General features: G+C 47.3%; 16 protein-coding genes. 9 read left to right on the top strand and 7 right to left on the bottom strand.

Annotated elements, in window-relative coordinates; translation table 11 throughout:
- Positions 1–3: 3 nt before the first annotated feature.
- The 4 genes from RHEIN_RS20435 to RHEIN_RS21445 all read left to right on the top strand — a co-directional run bounded on the left by RHEIN_RS20435 (position 4) and on the right by RHEIN_RS21445 (position 2,846).
- Positions 4–525, top strand: coding sequence for an Lcl C-terminal domain-containing protein (locus tag RHEIN_RS20435; protein WP_008899078.1), 522 nt, complete (start codon positions 4–6; stop codon positions 523–525).
- A gap of 503 nt (positions 526–1,028) precedes the next feature.
- The gene (lepB, locus tag RHEIN_RS11160; protein WP_008899077.1) at positions 1,029–1,997 is read left to right on the top strand and encodes a signal peptidase I; all 969 of its coding nucleotides are present in this window, start codon (positions 1,029–1,031) and stop codon (positions 1,995–1,997) included.
- A gap of 81 nt (positions 1,998–2,078) precedes the next feature.
- Complete coding sequence (locus RHEIN_RS11155; protein WP_008899076.1) at positions 2,079–2,510, top strand: cupin domain-containing protein; 432 nt, start codon at positions 2,079–2,081, stop codon at positions 2,508–2,510.
- Positions 2,511–2,846: a YceK/YidQ family lipoprotein gene (locus RHEIN_RS21445; RefSeq protein WP_008899075.1), complete on the top strand. Its 336-nt coding sequence runs from the start codon at positions 2,511–2,513 to the stop codon at positions 2,844–2,846.
- On the opposite strand, the gene yjeH is transcribed toward RHEIN_RS21445, so the two are convergent.
- Positions 2,803–4,074, bottom strand: a complete 1,272-nt coding sequence (yjeH, locus tag RHEIN_RS11145; protein WP_008899074.1) for an L-methionine/branched-chain amino acid transporter — start codon at positions 4,072–4,074, stop codon at positions 2,803–2,805. The two genes, RHEIN_RS21445 and yjeH, sit on opposite strands and share 44 nt — an antisense overlap.
- A gap of 122 nt (positions 4,075–4,196) precedes the next feature.
- Here yjeH and RHEIN_RS11140 point away from each other — a divergent pair, with 122 nt between their 5' ends.
- The gene (locus RHEIN_RS11140) at positions 4,197–4,637 is read left to right on the top strand and encodes an Lrp/AsnC family transcriptional regulator (RefSeq protein WP_008899073.1); all 441 of its coding nucleotides are present in this window, start codon (positions 4,197–4,199) and stop codon (positions 4,635–4,637) included.
- Here RHEIN_RS11140 and RHEIN_RS11135 read toward each other — a convergent pair.
- The 3 genes from RHEIN_RS11135 to RHEIN_RS11125 form a co-directional block, all read right to left on the bottom strand.
- Positions 4,621–6,081, bottom strand: coding sequence for a diguanylate cyclase (locus tag RHEIN_RS11135; RefSeq protein ID WP_008899072.1), 1,461 nt, complete (start codon positions 6,079–6,081; stop codon positions 4,621–4,623). The genes RHEIN_RS11140 and RHEIN_RS11135 overlap by 17 nt on opposite strands.
- A gap of 147 nt (positions 6,082–6,228) precedes the next feature.
- Positions 6,229–6,768 (bottom strand): glycine zipper 2TM domain-containing protein, encoded by a 540-nt coding sequence (locus tag RHEIN_RS11130; RefSeq protein ID WP_008899071.1) that lies wholly within the window; start codon positions 6,766–6,768, stop codon positions 6,229–6,231.
- Positions 6,769–6,921: 153 nt separating this feature from the next.
- Positions 6,922–7,182 carry a GNAT family N-acetyltransferase gene (locus RHEIN_RS11125; RefSeq protein ID WP_008899070.1) on the bottom strand — a complete coding sequence of 87 codons (261 nt, stop codon included), beginning with the start codon at positions 7,180–7,182 and terminating at the stop codon, positions 6,922–6,924.
- A gap of 77 nt (positions 7,183–7,259) precedes the next feature.
- Between RHEIN_RS11125 and RHEIN_RS11120 the strand changes: the two genes are divergently transcribed.
- Positions 7,260–8,009: a substrate-binding periplasmic protein gene (locus RHEIN_RS11120; RefSeq protein WP_008899069.1), complete on the top strand. Its 750-nt coding sequence runs from the start codon at positions 7,260–7,262 to the stop codon at positions 8,007–8,009.
- A gap of 282 nt (positions 8,010–8,291) precedes the next feature.
- Here RHEIN_RS11120 and RHEIN_RS11115 read toward each other — a convergent pair whose 3' ends face one another.
- On the bottom strand, positions 8,292–9,632 hold the full coding sequence (locus RHEIN_RS11115; RefSeq protein WP_008899068.1) for an NAD(P)/FAD-dependent oxidoreductase: 1,341 nt from the start codon (positions 9,630–9,632) through the stop codon (positions 8,292–8,294).
- A gap of 90 nt (positions 9,633–9,722) precedes the next feature.
- Between RHEIN_RS11115 and RHEIN_RS11110 the strand changes: the two genes are divergently transcribed.
- Entirely contained in the window at positions 9,723–10,289 is a 567-nt protein-coding gene (locus RHEIN_RS11110) for a GNAT family N-acetyltransferase (RefSeq protein ID WP_008899067.1), read from the top strand.
- A gap of 254 nt (positions 10,290–10,543) precedes the next feature.
- Here the strand turns inward: RHEIN_RS11110 and RHEIN_RS11105 are convergent, their stop codons facing one another.
- Positions 10,544–10,807 (bottom strand): hypothetical protein, encoded by a 264-nt coding sequence (locus RHEIN_RS11105; RefSeq protein WP_008899066.1) that lies wholly within the window; start codon positions 10,805–10,807, stop codon positions 10,544–10,546.
- Between the two features lie 167 nt (positions 10,808–10,974).
- Here RHEIN_RS11105 and RHEIN_RS11100 point away from each other — a divergent pair, with 167 nt between their 5' ends.
- A complete protein-coding gene (locus RHEIN_RS11100) occupies positions 10,975–12,219 on the top strand; it encodes an NRAMP family divalent metal transporter (protein ID WP_040555049.1) in 1,245 nt (414 codons plus the stop codon).
- Between the two features lie 171 nt (positions 12,220–12,390).
- On the top strand, positions 12,391–13,677 hold the full coding sequence (locus tag RHEIN_RS11095; protein ID WP_202797816.1) for a cation:proton antiporter: 1,287 nt from the start codon (positions 12,391–12,393) through the stop codon (positions 13,675–13,677).
- Between the two features lie 61 nt (positions 13,678–13,738).
- Here RHEIN_RS11095 and ilvN read toward each other — a convergent pair whose 3' ends face one another.
- A complete protein-coding gene (gene ilvN, locus RHEIN_RS11090) occupies positions 13,739–14,230 on the bottom strand; it encodes an acetolactate synthase small subunit (RefSeq protein WP_008899063.1) in 492 nt (163 codons plus the stop codon).

Raw genomic sequence — 14,230 nt, 5'->3', positions numbered from 1 at the left:
GACATGAAGCATTTACGAAAAACAGTGGCCGCTCTTTTTTGCCTTGGTGTGATGGCTGGCGCAAATGGGCAACAAAACTGCAATGCAAATCTTGTGGCCACAGCACCTGATAGCAACTTTGAAATGCAGGACGATGGCACAGTGATACATACAGCGTCAGGCTTAATGTGGACTGTGTGTCTGGCAGGGCAAAACTATAATGTTGCCGGGGGAACGTGCGATGGAGCCCCATTAGAGCAAAGCTGGGAGCAAGCGCATCTGCTTGCCTCCACTGAATCTGTTGGCGGCCATACGGATTGGCGGTTGCCGAACGTGAACGAATTGGTCAGTATTTTAGAGCTGAAATGCGATAGCCCGGCAATGAATACGAGCATTTTTAAGGGGTTAGCTGATGTGAACACCTTGTGGACAAGCACACCGACCACCACAGATGGCCAGGGTAACGTGGTGATGATCAGCTCCGGGCTTCCCGGACCAAACCCAATGACGGCAACCTACCCATTTTTGTTGGTCAGGAAAAACTAACTGCAGTCTATGCCACAAAGCCGTCGGCACTCGCTGGCGGCCTTTTTATCACGCCAGTAGCCAAACAAAGTTAGCAGCACAAAAACATACTTCAGCCAGCCCGGTACTAAAAGCTGAAAGGGTGGGCTGCATTTGGAAAAATCCTCTGAAGTAAATAAGTGATAAATTATTTCAAAAAGTACGCATTAGTAAAAATCAATAAGAACTTTGTAGTGATTTCCCGCCTGAGTTCGGCGGTAGCCAGCTCTAAGTCTATCTAATTTAAAGAATACTAGCTGAAGAGCCCCTGAACTGACGTGGTTATTTTCAGTAACAGTATTTAACTTAAGACTCTGGCCTGACAGAAGTTGCTTGCCGCCACAAAGATTCGCTCAGTACAATCATAGGTGCCAGATCTGCAACTGGCTCTGTGCATAGGGTACAGCCACTTTAGTTGGAAGTGATCCATGCCATCACTGAAATTGAGCGGGTTGTATGGCTTTAATTTGACTGGAAATGGATCCATGGAACAGGTTTTACATTCGCCCTGGCGACCTCATCGTGGTTTGACGGTTCTTTTTGGCATTGCTACTGCACCTTTTGTGTTTTTGTATGTGAACCGGCCTGGTTACTTTTGGTTGTATCTGCTGCTGGGTTGTGGCTGGTCAGTTGTCTATTTATTGTTTCCGCAGTGGGCAGAGTTTTTCTTCGCTGGTGAGCTAAAAGAACTTTTTTTGCTGCCGTACGTGCTGGCGTGCTTAACACATGGCTTATTGATCGCATGGTTTGGCGACCACACAAGGCCCAGAGGCTGGTATGCACGCTGGTGGCTGGTGCTGCTACTAAGTTTTCTGCCTTATATAGTGCTGAAGCTGGTTCAGACCTATGGTTTTGGGCTCTATCAAATCCCGGCAAGCTCTATGAGTCCGACCCTAAAGCCCGGTATGCTGGTGCTGGTGAAAAAATATCATTTCACCTCTGAGTCAGATCCATTGCAGCATGGGGACCTGGTGCTTTTTCAGAAAAACAGTCAGATGTTACCTGGTGCCGGGCAGCAGGAATTTGTGAAACGAGTGATTGGACTGCCAGGCGATCGGGTTGTCTATCAGAAAAAACAGGTGCAGGTGAGTACAAATTGCCAGCCTCAGACCGACATCTGCACAATGCCGCTAAACGTCAGCAGAAGCCCTGTCGACCCGAGTCAGAGCAAAGACTTCATCACCTTTGAAGAGCAATTGGGCTATGCCCGCTATCTGATACAGCACAAGTCTGACTCTAGTGAACAGACACGCCATTATTTCCGTCAGCCGCAGCAAGCGGCAGGGCATTGGCGTGTGCCGGACCACCATTATTTTGTGCTTGGAGATAACCGCGACAACAGTTTCGACAGCCGCTTCTGGGGGTTCTTGCCCGAAAGCCTGCTGACTGGAAAAGTAGTGTTTATCTTTGGTAGCTCGGTTCCGGGTTTTGTATCCTGGCCCGTAAAAAAATAACAATGCTTTCCCCAGCATATTTTTGTGATCTGCCACTGTCCAGCTAGACTTCATTCTTTCTGTTATGGAGTGGAATGAACCATGAAAAAAATCATCAGTTTTAACTGCGCTTTGTTTTTGCTGATCAGTCCCGCTTTATCCGCTATCGAAACAAATGCAGCTGTAAAGGTAACGCCTGTATTGAAAACCAGCCAAAGCTGGGATGGCGCATTATTGCAGTACCCTCCAGGTCAGGCCGAAATTACCGGTGTCAGAATTGAAATAGCGCCAGGCGGGGAAACCGGCTGGCATTTACATGCTGTGCCTTCTTTTGGGGTTGTGCTGCAAGGTCAGTTGGAAATTAAGTTAAAAAATGGTAAAAAGAATGTGGTTAAAGCGGGTGATGCTTTAGCGGAAGTAGTCAACACTGCGCACAGCGGCAAAAATATCGGCACTGAACCTGTGCTGTTACTGATTTTTTATGCCGGAGCTGTAGGGCAACCGAATTCAACCCCATTCACCGAAGGATTATAAATGCGGGTACCTATCAAAACATTGAGCCTTTTGACACTGCTGGCTGTTCTAACTGGCTGCGGCACCATGCAAACGCTGGAACCGGAAAAAGGCAAAGTGGCGATCAGTTTCAACAATAAAAAAAGTTACTGTCAGTCTATTCCACGTATTTACAGTGGGACTGCCCATAACTTTTGCCAGCTTTACGGCGAACCAAACAAGAATGGCTATAGTACACCGATGTATTTTTCATTTTGGGCTGCTGACACTGTGCTTTGTGCTGTCACTGATACCCTGGCTTTACCTTACACTGTCACACGCCAGATCCAGGAGGGCTCGCTGAAGGTGGTGCACTAAGGCGTTGTTTGTATTGCTGCAAATAAAGCAGCGGCCCAAGCACAACAATCAGCAGCAGGGCGTACAACATATGTTCTGCTATAGCCACAGCCAGAATCAGGCACAAAGCTAAACTCACCAGACACAAGCCTTTATAGCGGCCGGGCAGCAGTTTATAAGCTGCTGCCATGCTGAGCAGATAAATCACTACAAAAACGCCGTTGACCCAACTGATTAAATCTTCCAGTTGTTGGCCGCTGATCCAGGTTAATACCAGAACTCCGGCCATGGCAGCGATAACGGCAGTTAAAGCACGTTGCGGCATCTGGTAAGCGTTTTTCTGCTGAAAAAAAGCGGGAGTAATGCCTTGTTCGCTAAAACTTGCCAAAGAACGCGCCACACTGGCGGTATAAACATTCACTGTGGCTATGCCGCTGCAAAAACCTAAGACGCCAAGCACCAGTTCGCCATAGCCTCCGAGCAACTGATTAAAAACGCCAATCATAGCCAGCGGATGGCCAGAACCCATTACCAACACCAGGTAGCTGCAGGCCAGATAAATAGCACCAACCACCAGACAACCACGGATCAGCGCAGCTAGTAAATCTTTGCTGGCGTCTCTGAAATCATGGGCCAGATGCGTCATGGCTTCTATGCCTAAAAAACTCCAGAAGGCGATAGCACAGGCCGCAGCTAATGCACTGCCATTAAAGTCAGGCAAAGAAGGTTGTTGCAGGTTTTGCGGTTGCAGCAGGCCAAAAGCCAGTAATAACAGCAACACAACCGCAATAATCAACAGAGTTAACCCAAACTGCAATCGGGCTGAAAGCTGTAACCCCCGGTAGTTCAGCAACCACAATAACCCAAGCAAACCCAGTTCAACAGGCAAGCGCCATTGCTGGGCCTGAGGTAACAAAGGCGCAATAAATTCAAAAGTAATCATTAATGCAGCTGAGGCGCCAAGTGGCACCACCAGCAAAAACATCAGGCCAAGAATACGGCCTGTCAGTTCACCAAAAGCTAAAGCGGCAAAATGCGCAGGCCCTGTGGCATGAGGAAAACGGCTGGCCAGCAAACCAAAAGTAAAAGCCAGAGGCAATACGGCGACAGTAAGTATCAGCCAGGCCAGAAGCGCCCATGGGCCTGCCACTGCGACTGTCATTTGCGGCAGAATAAATACTCCGGTACCCAATAAGGTGGTGGCCATTAATGCCGCGCCTTGCCAGCGTCCAATTCCTTTGTGTGACATAGTTTTTCTCTTCGGTTAGGGCTGGTGATATTCTAATAAAAGCCCAGGCTGCAAACTGTGGTTTTCTGCCGTGAAAATGCAGCTGTATTGATAACAAAAGCGGCAAAATGCCGGAGCGCGAGATGCGAGACAAGGTGGATAAATTTGATCAACATATTCTGGCTGAACTGAAAAAAGATGCGCGGCAAAGTGTGTCTACTCTGGCGGAGAAAGTCAGTTTGTCACGCACTGCTGTGTCCGACCGTATTAAACGGCTGGAGCAGAGCGGGGTGATCCGCGGTTATCAGGTGCTGTTGTCTGAATCACAAAAAAGTGCAGTGTCGGCTTATTTTGAAATTCAGCATCGTTGTGGTCGTTGTGCTGATGTTATGCATGTGTTTCGGGCTATTCCGGAAGTGATCACTTGTCATGGCATCAGCGGTGAAATGGATTTACTGGTCTATGTAAAAACAGAGTCTATGCAGCGCCTGCATGAAATTCGAGAGTTACTGGATGCCGAACTGGATGTGATTAAAATTCGTACTCATGTGGTGATGAGTGAGTGGATTAATAATCTGGGCTAGAAGAAGCCACAGCTTTGGATCGAACCAGGCAGTTACGCCCTGCATCTTTAGCAAGATACAAGGCCTGATCCGCCAATTCGACCAGAGCTTCGCTATCCATGTCAGAGGGCGGAATATCACAGTACCAGCCGATACTGACAGTGCAGTGGCCTTGTTGCTTATTCAACTGCACCTGATGGGCTTCCAGACGCTGTAAAAAATCCTGCAATAACTCCTGCATAGTCTCTGCGTCACAGCCTACGCTGACCAGAATAAATTCTTCGCCGCCATAACGCACCAGTAAGTCGTCTTTACGCTGAAATTGGCTTTGGCATAAAGTGGCAAAGTCTTTTAAGCACTGATCACCAAAGTTGTGACCAAGGTTGTCGTTAATCTGTTTAAAGTGGTCCAAATCCATCATGGCTAAGGTGAGTGGCAACTGTTGTCGCTGACACAAAGCCAGCGCCTGTTGTACCCGGGGTTCAAAATATTGCCTGTTGTACAAGCCGGTTAAAGGGTCATGCTGACTTAACTGTTCCAGCCGGATATTGGCTTCGATCAGTGCCTGATTCAGTTTTTTTAGTTTCAGGTAACTGATGCTGACGATTGAAATCAGCAATACAAAAGCCAGCAGCATTTGCCAGAATAATTCGTAGTCAAACCCCTGGTCGTAGCGAATGGCCAGCCAGTGATTATTGATCTGTTGTTTTTGTTCCGGACTGATCTGTGCCAGTAAGGTATCAAAAATTTCCAGCAGTACAGGGTCATCATTGCGGCACGCCAGACTCAGCAGCGTATCTTCAGCTAATCGGCCTGCTATTTTCAGGTTGGTGATGGCGTTTTGTTGCAGGCTAAAGCTGATACTGCCCATATTGCCAAGCATGCCGTACAGATTGCCGGCCTGAACCTGCAATAGCCCTTGTTCATAGCTATGAAAAGGCACCAGCTGTAATTGTGGGTAACGTTGCTGATAAAGCTCAAGCGTGCCAAAACCGGCTCTGATCCCTATCGGAGCTGAGTCTGGAATATCAGCCACAGCACGGATAAAGGCTTTGTCTTTGGTTGTAACCACTACATTAGGAACGTCCAGATACGCTTTGCTGAAGTTTAAGTACTCAAGACGGGATGGAGTGGGCATAGCCAGAGTGAGTAGATCACAGTGTCTGTCTTTGGCTGCTTGCAAGGAAGCAGGCCAGTTTGGTGTTGGATGCAGCTCCAGTGGTACAGGCAGCATTTGTTGTAACAGGCGAATATATTCGGCCGACATACCTGTATGTTTGCCTTGCGCCGACAGTGCTTCAAAAGGCAGCCAGTCCGGGTCTATACAATAAGTGATTTTACCTTTTTGTTTCAGGTGCTGTGTTTGAGCATCAGACAACAGAGGCTTTGCCCATGCAGCTGCGTTTACCAGCCAAAGGCAAAGCAAAAGAATAGCGCCTGCACCCTTAAAGCCCAATGCTGACATGAGATGAACAGCCCTGTGTTATCGCATATGCTCCTTTAGCACCATAGGTCTGCTTTAGGTAAGCCGCAAGGAAAACTTCAAAATATAACAAGGGGTCTTGAAATGCTGAGCTGCAGAAACAAAAATGCCCCAAAACGGGGCATTTTCTTAGTTGGCGCTTGCTGTCAGCAACTTGCCATCTTTCACCGGCAGTCGTTCTGCTGGTTCTTCATTTAAACGCGTTTTGTGGACTTTACCGTCCAACAAATAGGTTACGTCGTAACCAACAACTCGTTGCTCTTTCTTCTGTACAGTTTTACAAACCCGGCGGGTTGTGCTTTCCACATCCTTGTTCTGCATGTCGTTTTGCACTTGTTTACCGGCATAACCACCAGCTGCAGCACCTGCAACAGTTGCAATCTTCTTACCTGAACCACCGCCAACCTGATTACCCAGTACACCACCTACCACAGCACCTAACACTGTACCTGCGATTTGATGTTGATCCTGTACAGCTGCTTTTTGCTGCACAATTTGATCGGTACATTGTTCAACCGGCACGTTGTAACTTTCATACACAGCTTTGCTGGCAACTACTTCGGCGTATTCCGGTGCTTTATCTAAATAGCTGTAGCCTGCCATAGAGCCTAAAGCAGTAACGGCGATACCACCTACTACTAAACCTGCAATAAGAGACTTGTTCATCATACACCCCAATTCTTTGTTATAAAGTTCGATTGCCTGCGGCAATGAAGTTGAAAAGAGTGTAGGCCTGTCAAGCTGTACTCAAACTGAACCGTTATTTCAAGCCGCAACCTGATTGTCTGTGCGCTGTCGCCCTAAACATTTTTGGTTCATGTGTTAATTCTTTAAAAAGGGCAACACATAAGAGCAACTGGCTTCTATCTGATAGCCCTGTTTTTTGGCCCAGCTCAGGCCTGTTTCCACCAATTTTTTAGCCAAACCTTGTCCTCTGGCATTTTCTGGAACATAAGTGCGGTAAAAGTTGATTTTCCCGCTGTTTGGGTCAAGGCTATATAGAAGCTCTGCCTGTTCTTTTGCCCACTGAATAACAAAGCGATGCTCTTGAGGATGGTGTTGGATCTCAACTGATGCTGACATACAGAATGGCCTTTGCAGATTAAGGATAATCTGATCCAGACTAAACTTATTCTAACGGCTGGTATAGAGGTAAACGCATGAGATGGTTGTTGTTTTTATGTATCGTCTTTAGTTTAACGGCTCAAGCTAAAACAGAGCTGACCATTCTGGTTGGCCTGGATAAACCCCCCTATATCGACTTAAACGACAGTTCAGGTTATGAGCTGGATTTATTACGTTTGTTAAGCAAAAAAATGGGCTACGACGCCGTTTTTTTGCATGTGCCCAATGCCAGGATTAAAGATTTAATGCTGGCAGGAAGGGGGGATATAGCAACTCTGCAAAGGCCTGATCCTGAGCAGAAACAGCTATTTTATTCACAACCTTATATCCGTTATCAGAATGTCGCCGCCAGTCTGTCGTCCAAAAGTTTGCAGTTGCGTAGCTTAGAGCAACTACAACCCTATTCTGTGGTGGCTTTTCATAATGCCCGCATTTTGTTAGGCCCTGAATATCAGCAACTGGTGCCTCTGGTGCTGAATTATCAGGAAGTGGCAAATCAGAGTCAGCAACTACAGATGTTATTACTGGAGCGTTGTGACGTAGTGGTGATGGACCGAAATATCTTTTATTACTATGCCAAACTGGCAGGCCACAGTATGCAGCCTTTTGATCTAGCACCAGTGTTTCAGCCCAGTTTATACAGAGCGGCTTTTAAAAACGCGCAATTAAGGAAAAAATTTGATAAGGCTCTGGCTGAGGTGCAGCAAGAACCTATTTTTACTCAGTTGCAGCTGAAGTATTTTTCAGAGGTGAATCAGGAGCTTGAGTTGCCTCAACCTGAGTAACATCGGTCTCAGTGTTTTCAGTCTGAGCTTCTTCCGCTTTTTGTTTTAACCGGATAGAGTTCTTCACCAGAATGTTTTTCTTTTGTTTGGCTCTTTTACTGATTTTCTTTTTTAACGCTTTGCTTGAACTCATGATGTTTTTTCTCACTCCAGATATGGCCGCCAGTTTACCTGACTCTGTTTATATACCCAAGAAATTGCTGCAGCTTCGGTAGGGGCAGGGTTTATCCCCGCCCGTCTCGCGTCCAATTCGATCTGTACTTTCGATCTGTACTAAGAGGATTAGAACCAGCGGTCTTTGACCATACCATAATGAAAATAGCCCCACTGGCCCAAACGTCGCAACGCTGGCAAAGGAAACTGCGGCAAAGCTTTCTGATAGATTGGAATGGCGGGTAAAGGCACTCCCATTAAACGTTCTGCCAGTCGTTTGCCTGCCTGAACTGAGAATGTCAGACCGCTGCCGCAATAGCCCATGCTGTACAGCACATTGCCTTTGTCATCGGCCTGAGCCAGATGTGGAATATCATCCAGTGTCATACAAATCCAGCCTGACCAGCTGTAGTCGTATTTGAGTGACTGTAAAGCCGGGAAACTGAGTTTTAAAACCTCAAGCAAGCGGTGAGCAAAATAAGGATCCTCTGCGCCCTGACCTGTTATAGCGCCGCGGCCACCAAACAAAATGCGGTTATCCGGTAATTTACGGTAGTAATACTTCAGCGCTCTGGTATCCATAATGACTTGCGAGGTTAAAAAGTTGCAGGCGGCCAGTTGGGCTTCAGACAAAGGTTCTGTCACAATAATTTGCGACAACACAGGTAAGGTACGGGACTGCACAGCGCTGTGCAGCAGCTTTGGCGTGTAGCCGTTGCTGGCAATCACCACTTTTTTTGCCCGCACTGTGCCTTGCGGAGTAATAAGCAACTGCTGTTCACCGTCCTGTTGCCACTGAGTGACAGGGCTTGAGCTATAAATTTTAGCTCCGGCTTTTTGCGCCAGTTGCTGATAACCCCATGCCAGTTTTAACGGGTTAACGCCAAAACCATCATAAAAACGCAAGGCCGCATAGGCATGCTGATCGGCGACAAAATGCTGATGCAGCTCGTCACGGCTGAATAACTCAACCTGATAACCAAATTCTTTTTGTAGTAACTGGGCTTGTTGCTGCAGGCTTTTGATCATTGATGGCTTATGGGCCATACGCAAATAACCCGCTTCCTGTTGATCGCACTCTATGCCTGTGGCAATCAACGATTTGACGGTTTCAAGACCAGCACAAAATTCATGGTAAATACCACGCATCACCTCTTCGCCATACTGGCTTCGCATCACCGAATAAGGCTTACGGCCAGAAGACTTCAGCACAAAACCGGCATTACGGCCGCTGCAACCCCAGGCGGTTTTGTTGGCCTCCAGCACCACAGCTTTTACGCCATGTTCAGTCGCCAGATGATAAGCACAGGATAAACCTGTGTAACCAGCACCAATAATAGCGACATCCACTGATAAATCCTGTTGCAACTGACCATCATCTGCTGGTGCTATGCCTGAATGATCGGCCCAATAGCTGTGTGGGTAAGCCTGGCCCTGGCCGGGATGAGGGTCGATAAGCGGGTCGTACATCCGTTGTTCCTCTTGTGATGCGGGTCTATTGTATTGGATGAAACTTTTGGCGATCATGGCAAGAACCACAGGAAAAACCAAGAGCCATTTATGCATTCCATAGCTATTCAATACCGCCAGCTTCAGTTGCAGGATTATGCTGCTTTGCTGCAATTAGCCAATCAGGTGCATGGTGATGGTTATCTGGATCAGCAGTCTCTGGCGTATTACCACCAGTTAAGTATTAAACAGAGCATAGATGCCAGCTTTGTGGCTTATGCGGATCAGCAACTGGTAGGGTTCAGATTATGCTGGGCGGCCGGGCAGTGGCAACCTGATCAGTGGTGTAGCACTGAGTTATGGCACACAGCTGTAGTCGACACCTGTTATTTTAAATGCAACACCATAGCCCCGGATTGGCAAGGCCATGGCATAGGGGGAGAGCTGATGAACCGCTCCATAGCTGCATTAAAACAACAAGGCGCAAAAGCAGGGGTAGCGCATTTATGGCGGCAAAGCCCGGGCAATGCAGCAGTGAAGTACTTCACAAAACAAGGTGGGCAACTGGTAAAAATTCATCCGGATAAATGGCGGCAAGACAGCCATAACGGTTATGAATGTGTGCGTTGTGGTTTTGATTGTCGCTGTGAAGCAGCCGAGATGATCATCTATTTCTGAAAATCCTGCGTCCTTGGCGCCGCAGCGGCGTTGACTGCGCTCTTCGCCCCAGTCACATAGGACAACTATGCTCCTGGGGTCTCAATCACTTGTCGCCTTGCTGCAACACCAATGCCTTTGGATTTTATCCTGCGCGCTTGATGCCGCAGCGGCGTTACAGACGGGCGACCATAAAGGTCACCCCTACGGATTTATTTTGCAAATTGCGTTGTAGGGGCGCGGGTTTATCCCCGCCCGACTTGTGTCCAGTCCGCTTATTCAGTTACCCAAGGCATTTCCGGTAACAAGGCCAGATGTTCGATATAGCGCTGCAGATTAAAAGCTTCCTGTCGTTCAATCACGGCTTCCATTTCAGGAGCCAATGCACAAGCCATCAGCTCCAGTGCATCTTCTCTGCTGTGGCCTGTCATGCATAAACGCATCAAGGTTTCTTTCACTTGTTTTGGATCATTATCGGCCAGCTGGTTTTCCAGCACTTCAAAAATTATTTCCTGATCGACTAAGGGTTCCTGACTCATACAAATGTCTTTCCGGTTGGCTTATCTATAGGATCAGCATGCCAGAGCAGGGGCAAAGCGGCAAGCCGAAGGACCGACCTCTGAAGTTTTTCCATTTGTCTGATGGTGTTCAGCTTAGGCTTTGGCTAAGCTGGGCCACGGCTTTTTAAACATAAAAACAAAAACTTATGCAACAGGGATATTCATCAAACTGGCACAGCAGGCTAAAAGCTTTAGGGCCTGGTGTTTTATTGGCAACAGCCGCTATTGGAGGCTCACATATAGTGGCTTCCACTCAGGCTGGTGCTTTATTTGGCTGGCAACTGGCGGTACTGATTTTGCTGGTGAATGTATTGAAGTACCCCTTTTTCCGCTTTGGTGTCGAGTACAGCCTGCAAAGTGGCGAAACTTTACTGGAAGGCTATAAAAAGCAAGGCCGGGGTTATTTATTAAGTTTTGTCTGGCTGAATTTAATAGCAGCAGTGGTCAATACCGCAGGGGTATTGCTACTAACCGCCAGTTTACTGCAGTTTTTTGTACCAGCAGAAGTGTCGCTGACTCTGCTGTGCCTGATCTTGCTGGCGGTTTGTTTACTGATTTTATTGGCAGGCCGATACAAGTTGCTCGACACTGTATCCAAATGGGTGATGGTGTTGTTGACTGTCACCACAGTAGCTGCCGCTATTATTGCCTTTAACAAAGGCCCAACTGCAGCGGTTGATTTTGTCGGGCCTTCGCCATGGCAACTAATGTATTTAGGTTTTTTAGTGGCCTTGATGGGCTGGATGCCAGCTCCTATTGAAATCTCGGCTATTAATTCTTTGTGGCTTAAAGCCAAACAGCAGCATACGCCTGTCAGTAAAAAGGATGGTTTGTTTGACTTTAACTTGGGTTACTGGAGTACCACTGCATTGGCTCTGGTATTTTTGTCACTGGGCGCTTTGGTGCAATATGGCTCGGATCAGAAGGTAGAATTGGCTGGTGCTGCTTATGCCAGCCAGTTTGTTGCTATGTATGCCAGTACTATAGGAGACTGGTCGAGGTTATTGGTGGCTTTTGTGGCTTTCCTTTGTATGTTTGGCACTACGCTGACCGTGCTGGATGGCTATGCCCGAACTATTAATGAATCCTTCCAGCTGTTGGGTTGGCAAAACTCTGAACGCAAAAACAGCTACAACTACTGGCTGCTGGCACAGGCTACTTCAGGTCTGGCGGTGATCTTGTTTTTTAAATCTGCGCTTGGACCTATGCTGACTTTTGCGATGAGTCTGGCTTTTGTCACCACTCCTGTTTTTGCCTGGCTGAATTACCGTCTGATGCGGGGTCAGCAAAAACACCTGATGCAGCCCTGGATCCGCTTGTTATCCTGGCTGGGGTTGACCTACTTATTTGGCTTTTCGCTGCTGTTTATCTGGTGGTATTTGAGTAAATAAATTCCCGTCTAATCACTCGTTTAGCGGGCGAGGGTATAAATTCGCTTGCGCTGGTTTAAACCGCTCTGTAGTCTCGATTTCAGAGATCGGTTTAAACCGGCATGAAAGCAACAAAACACAACCTTTCCCACTACACGCATTCTTAAATCAACAGCAATAACAGAAGTGTAAATGATGAGTTCTTTAGAGTTTGTGGTCGCCTTTTTGCTGCAACTGGCGGTGATTCTTGTCGCAGCGCAAATCTTTGGCTATCTGGCACGTTTTATTGGTCAACCTAAAGTGGTTGGTGAAATGATTGCCGGCGTTGTGTTAGGCCCTTCGTTATTCGGCTTGTTTTGGCCAGAATGGCAACAACAAATCTTCCCTGCTGACACTATGCCTGTGCTGTATTTTGGCGCTCAGTTAGGTGTTGGTTTATATATGTTTTTAGTCGGACTGGAATTTAACACCAGTTTGTTTAAACAACAGGCGCGTAGTGCTATTGCTGTCTCTTTGGCTGGTATGTTGGTGCCTTTTACCGTCGCTGCTTTATTGTGTGTATGGCTGATGGATATACCGGGTTTATTTGCTGCTGATATTTCCTATGGCAATGCTGCGTTGTTTTTAGGGGCTGCTATAGCTATTACTGCTTTCCCTATGCTGGCCCGTATTATTTATGAACGGGGTTTATCCGGTACTTCTTTAGGTGCTTTGGCTTTAGCGGCTGGTGCTATAGACGATGCTGCGGCTTGGACTGTGATGGCAGTGGTGTTAGGCAGTTTTGGTGGCGGCACTTTGTTGGCTGTGAAGGCTATAGTGGGCGGCGCTTTATACGCCAGCCTGATGTTTACTAAAGTTACTGGCTGGCTGCAGCCTCTGGCCGATCGTATTGAAGTGAAAGGTGAAATGAGCTGGGGCCAGTTTGCTTTCCTGCTGGTGCTCTTTGCTATCTCTGCTTATTCGATGGAATGGGTTGGGTTACATGCTGTGTTCGGCGGCTTTATTTTAGGTATTGCCATGCCACGTGGTGCCATAGTGGAGCACTTACGTAAACGCCTGGAAAAAATCACTATCTTTGTATTATTGCCGATGTTTTTTACCTACTCAGGGTTAAAAACTCAGCTGACTATACTGGCCGATTGGGAAGTGATGTCTGTGGCTTTGGTGATACTGGCCGCTTCGGTCTTTGCCAAAGGCATTGCGTGCTGGGCTGCTGCACGCCTCACTGGTAGTGATAACAGAACTGCTATGGCTGTCGGCGCTTTAATGAACGCCCGTGGCCTGATGGAGCTGATTATTATCAATATAGCGCTGAAGTTTGGTGTAATCGAACCTGCGTTATTTTCCATTATGGTGCTGATGGCTATAGTTACTACGCTCATGGCTACACCATTGTTTGAGCTGGTGTATGGGCGGCATATGAAAAAGAAAGTCGTAGCGAAAAGTGCTGTATCAGCACAGGTTGTAAGTGAGAGCTAATGTTATAAAAATAAAAAAGCGGACCAGAGTCCGCTTTATTAAATCAAATAAAATCAGTTTGTTACAAGCTTAAAGTCCGTTCACCACGTGAAATGCCAGACACACCACTGCGTACTGTTTCCAGTATTTGGGTGCCGTTTAACGCCTGAATAAAAGCTTCCAGTTTGTCCGAAGTGCCAACCACCTGAATGGTGTAAGTGCTGGCTGTGATATCAATAATCTGACCACGGAAGATATCAGCGCAGCGTTTTACTTCTTCGCGTTGCTCTGCCGTGGTTTTGACTTTAACCATCATCAGTTCACGTTCAATATGAGCCGATTCACTTAAATCAGCCAATTTGACCACTTCAATCAGCTTATGCAGCTGCTTGGTGATTTGTTCTATCACCTGATCATCGCCACGGGTCACCAGGGTCAAACGCGAAATAGTCGGGTCTTCTGTGGCCGCTACCGTTAAGGAGTCAATGTTATAGCCCCGCTGGGCAAATAAACCCACTACGCGGGCTAAAGCGCCGGACTCGTTTTCCAGCAATACAGATAAAATATGCCGCAT

It is taken from the genome of Rheinheimera sp. A13L (assembly GCF_000217935.1).
In the GTDB taxonomy this organism is placed as follows: domain Bacteria; phylum Pseudomonadota; class Gammaproteobacteria; order Enterobacterales; family Alteromonadaceae; genus Pararheinheimera.
Note: the sequence above shows the minus strand (reverse complement) of the source record. Positions and strands in the feature narration are given on the sequence as shown.

Bases quoted from the DNA above. Each gene is read 5' to 3' on its own strand.
- RHEIN_RS11135 (WP_008899072.1), bottom strand. From the start codon at position 6,081: ATGTCAGCATTGGGCTTTAAGGGTGCAGGCGCTATTCTTTTGCTTTGC.
- RHEIN_RS11140 (WP_008899073.1), top strand. From the start codon at position 4,197: ATGCGAGACAAGGTGGATAAATTTGATCAACATATTCTGGCTGAACTG.
- RHEIN_RS11120 (WP_008899069.1), top strand. From the start codon at position 7,260: ATGAGATGGTTGTTGTTTTTATGTATCGTCTTTAGTTTAACGGCTCAA.
- RHEIN_RS11115 (WP_008899068.1), bottom strand. From the start codon at position 9,632: ATGTACGACCCGCTTATCGACCCTCATCCCGGCCAGGGCCAGGCTTAC.
- RHEIN_RS11100 (WP_040555049.1), top strand. From the start codon at position 10,975: ATGCAACAGGGATATTCATCAAACTGGCACAGCAGGCTAAAAGCTTTA.
- ilvN (WP_008899063.1), bottom strand. From the start codon at position 14,230: ATGCGGCATATTTTATCTGTATTGCTGGAAAACGAGTCCGGCGCTTTA.
- RHEIN_RS11155 (WP_008899076.1), top strand. From the start codon at position 2,079: ATGAAAAAAATCATCAGTTTTAACTGCGCTTTGTTTTTGCTGATCAGT.
- yjeH (WP_008899074.1), bottom strand. From the start codon at position 4,074: ATGTCACACAAAGGAATTGGACGCTGGCAAGGCGCGGCATTAATGGCC.
- RHEIN_RS11095 (WP_202797816.1), top strand. From the start codon at position 12,391: ATGATGAGTTCTTTAGAGTTTGTGGTCGCCTTTTTGCTGCAACTGGCG.
- RHEIN_RS11105 (WP_008899066.1), bottom strand. From the start codon at position 10,807: ATGAGTCAGGAACCCTTAGTCGATCAGGAAATAATTTTTGAAGTGCTG.
- RHEIN_RS20435 (WP_008899078.1), top strand. From the start codon at position 4: ATGAAGCATTTACGAAAAACAGTGGCCGCTCTTTTTTGCCTTGGTGTG.
- RHEIN_RS11125 (WP_008899070.1), bottom strand. From the start codon at position 7,182: ATGTCAGCATCAGTTGAGATCCAACACCATCCTCAAGAGCATCGCTTT.
- RHEIN_RS11130 (WP_008899071.1), bottom strand. From the start codon at position 6,768: ATGATGAACAAGTCTCTTATTGCAGGTTTAGTAGTAGGTGGTATCGCC.
- RHEIN_RS11110 (WP_008899067.1), top strand. From the start codon at position 9,723: ATGCATTCCATAGCTATTCAATACCGCCAGCTTCAGTTGCAGGATTAT.
- lepB (WP_008899077.1), top strand. From the start codon at position 1,029: ATGGAACAGGTTTTACATTCGCCCTGGCGACCTCATCGTGGTTTGACG.
- RHEIN_RS21445 (WP_008899075.1), top strand. From the start codon at position 2,511: ATGCGGGTACCTATCAAAACATTGAGCCTTTTGACACTGCTGGCTGTT.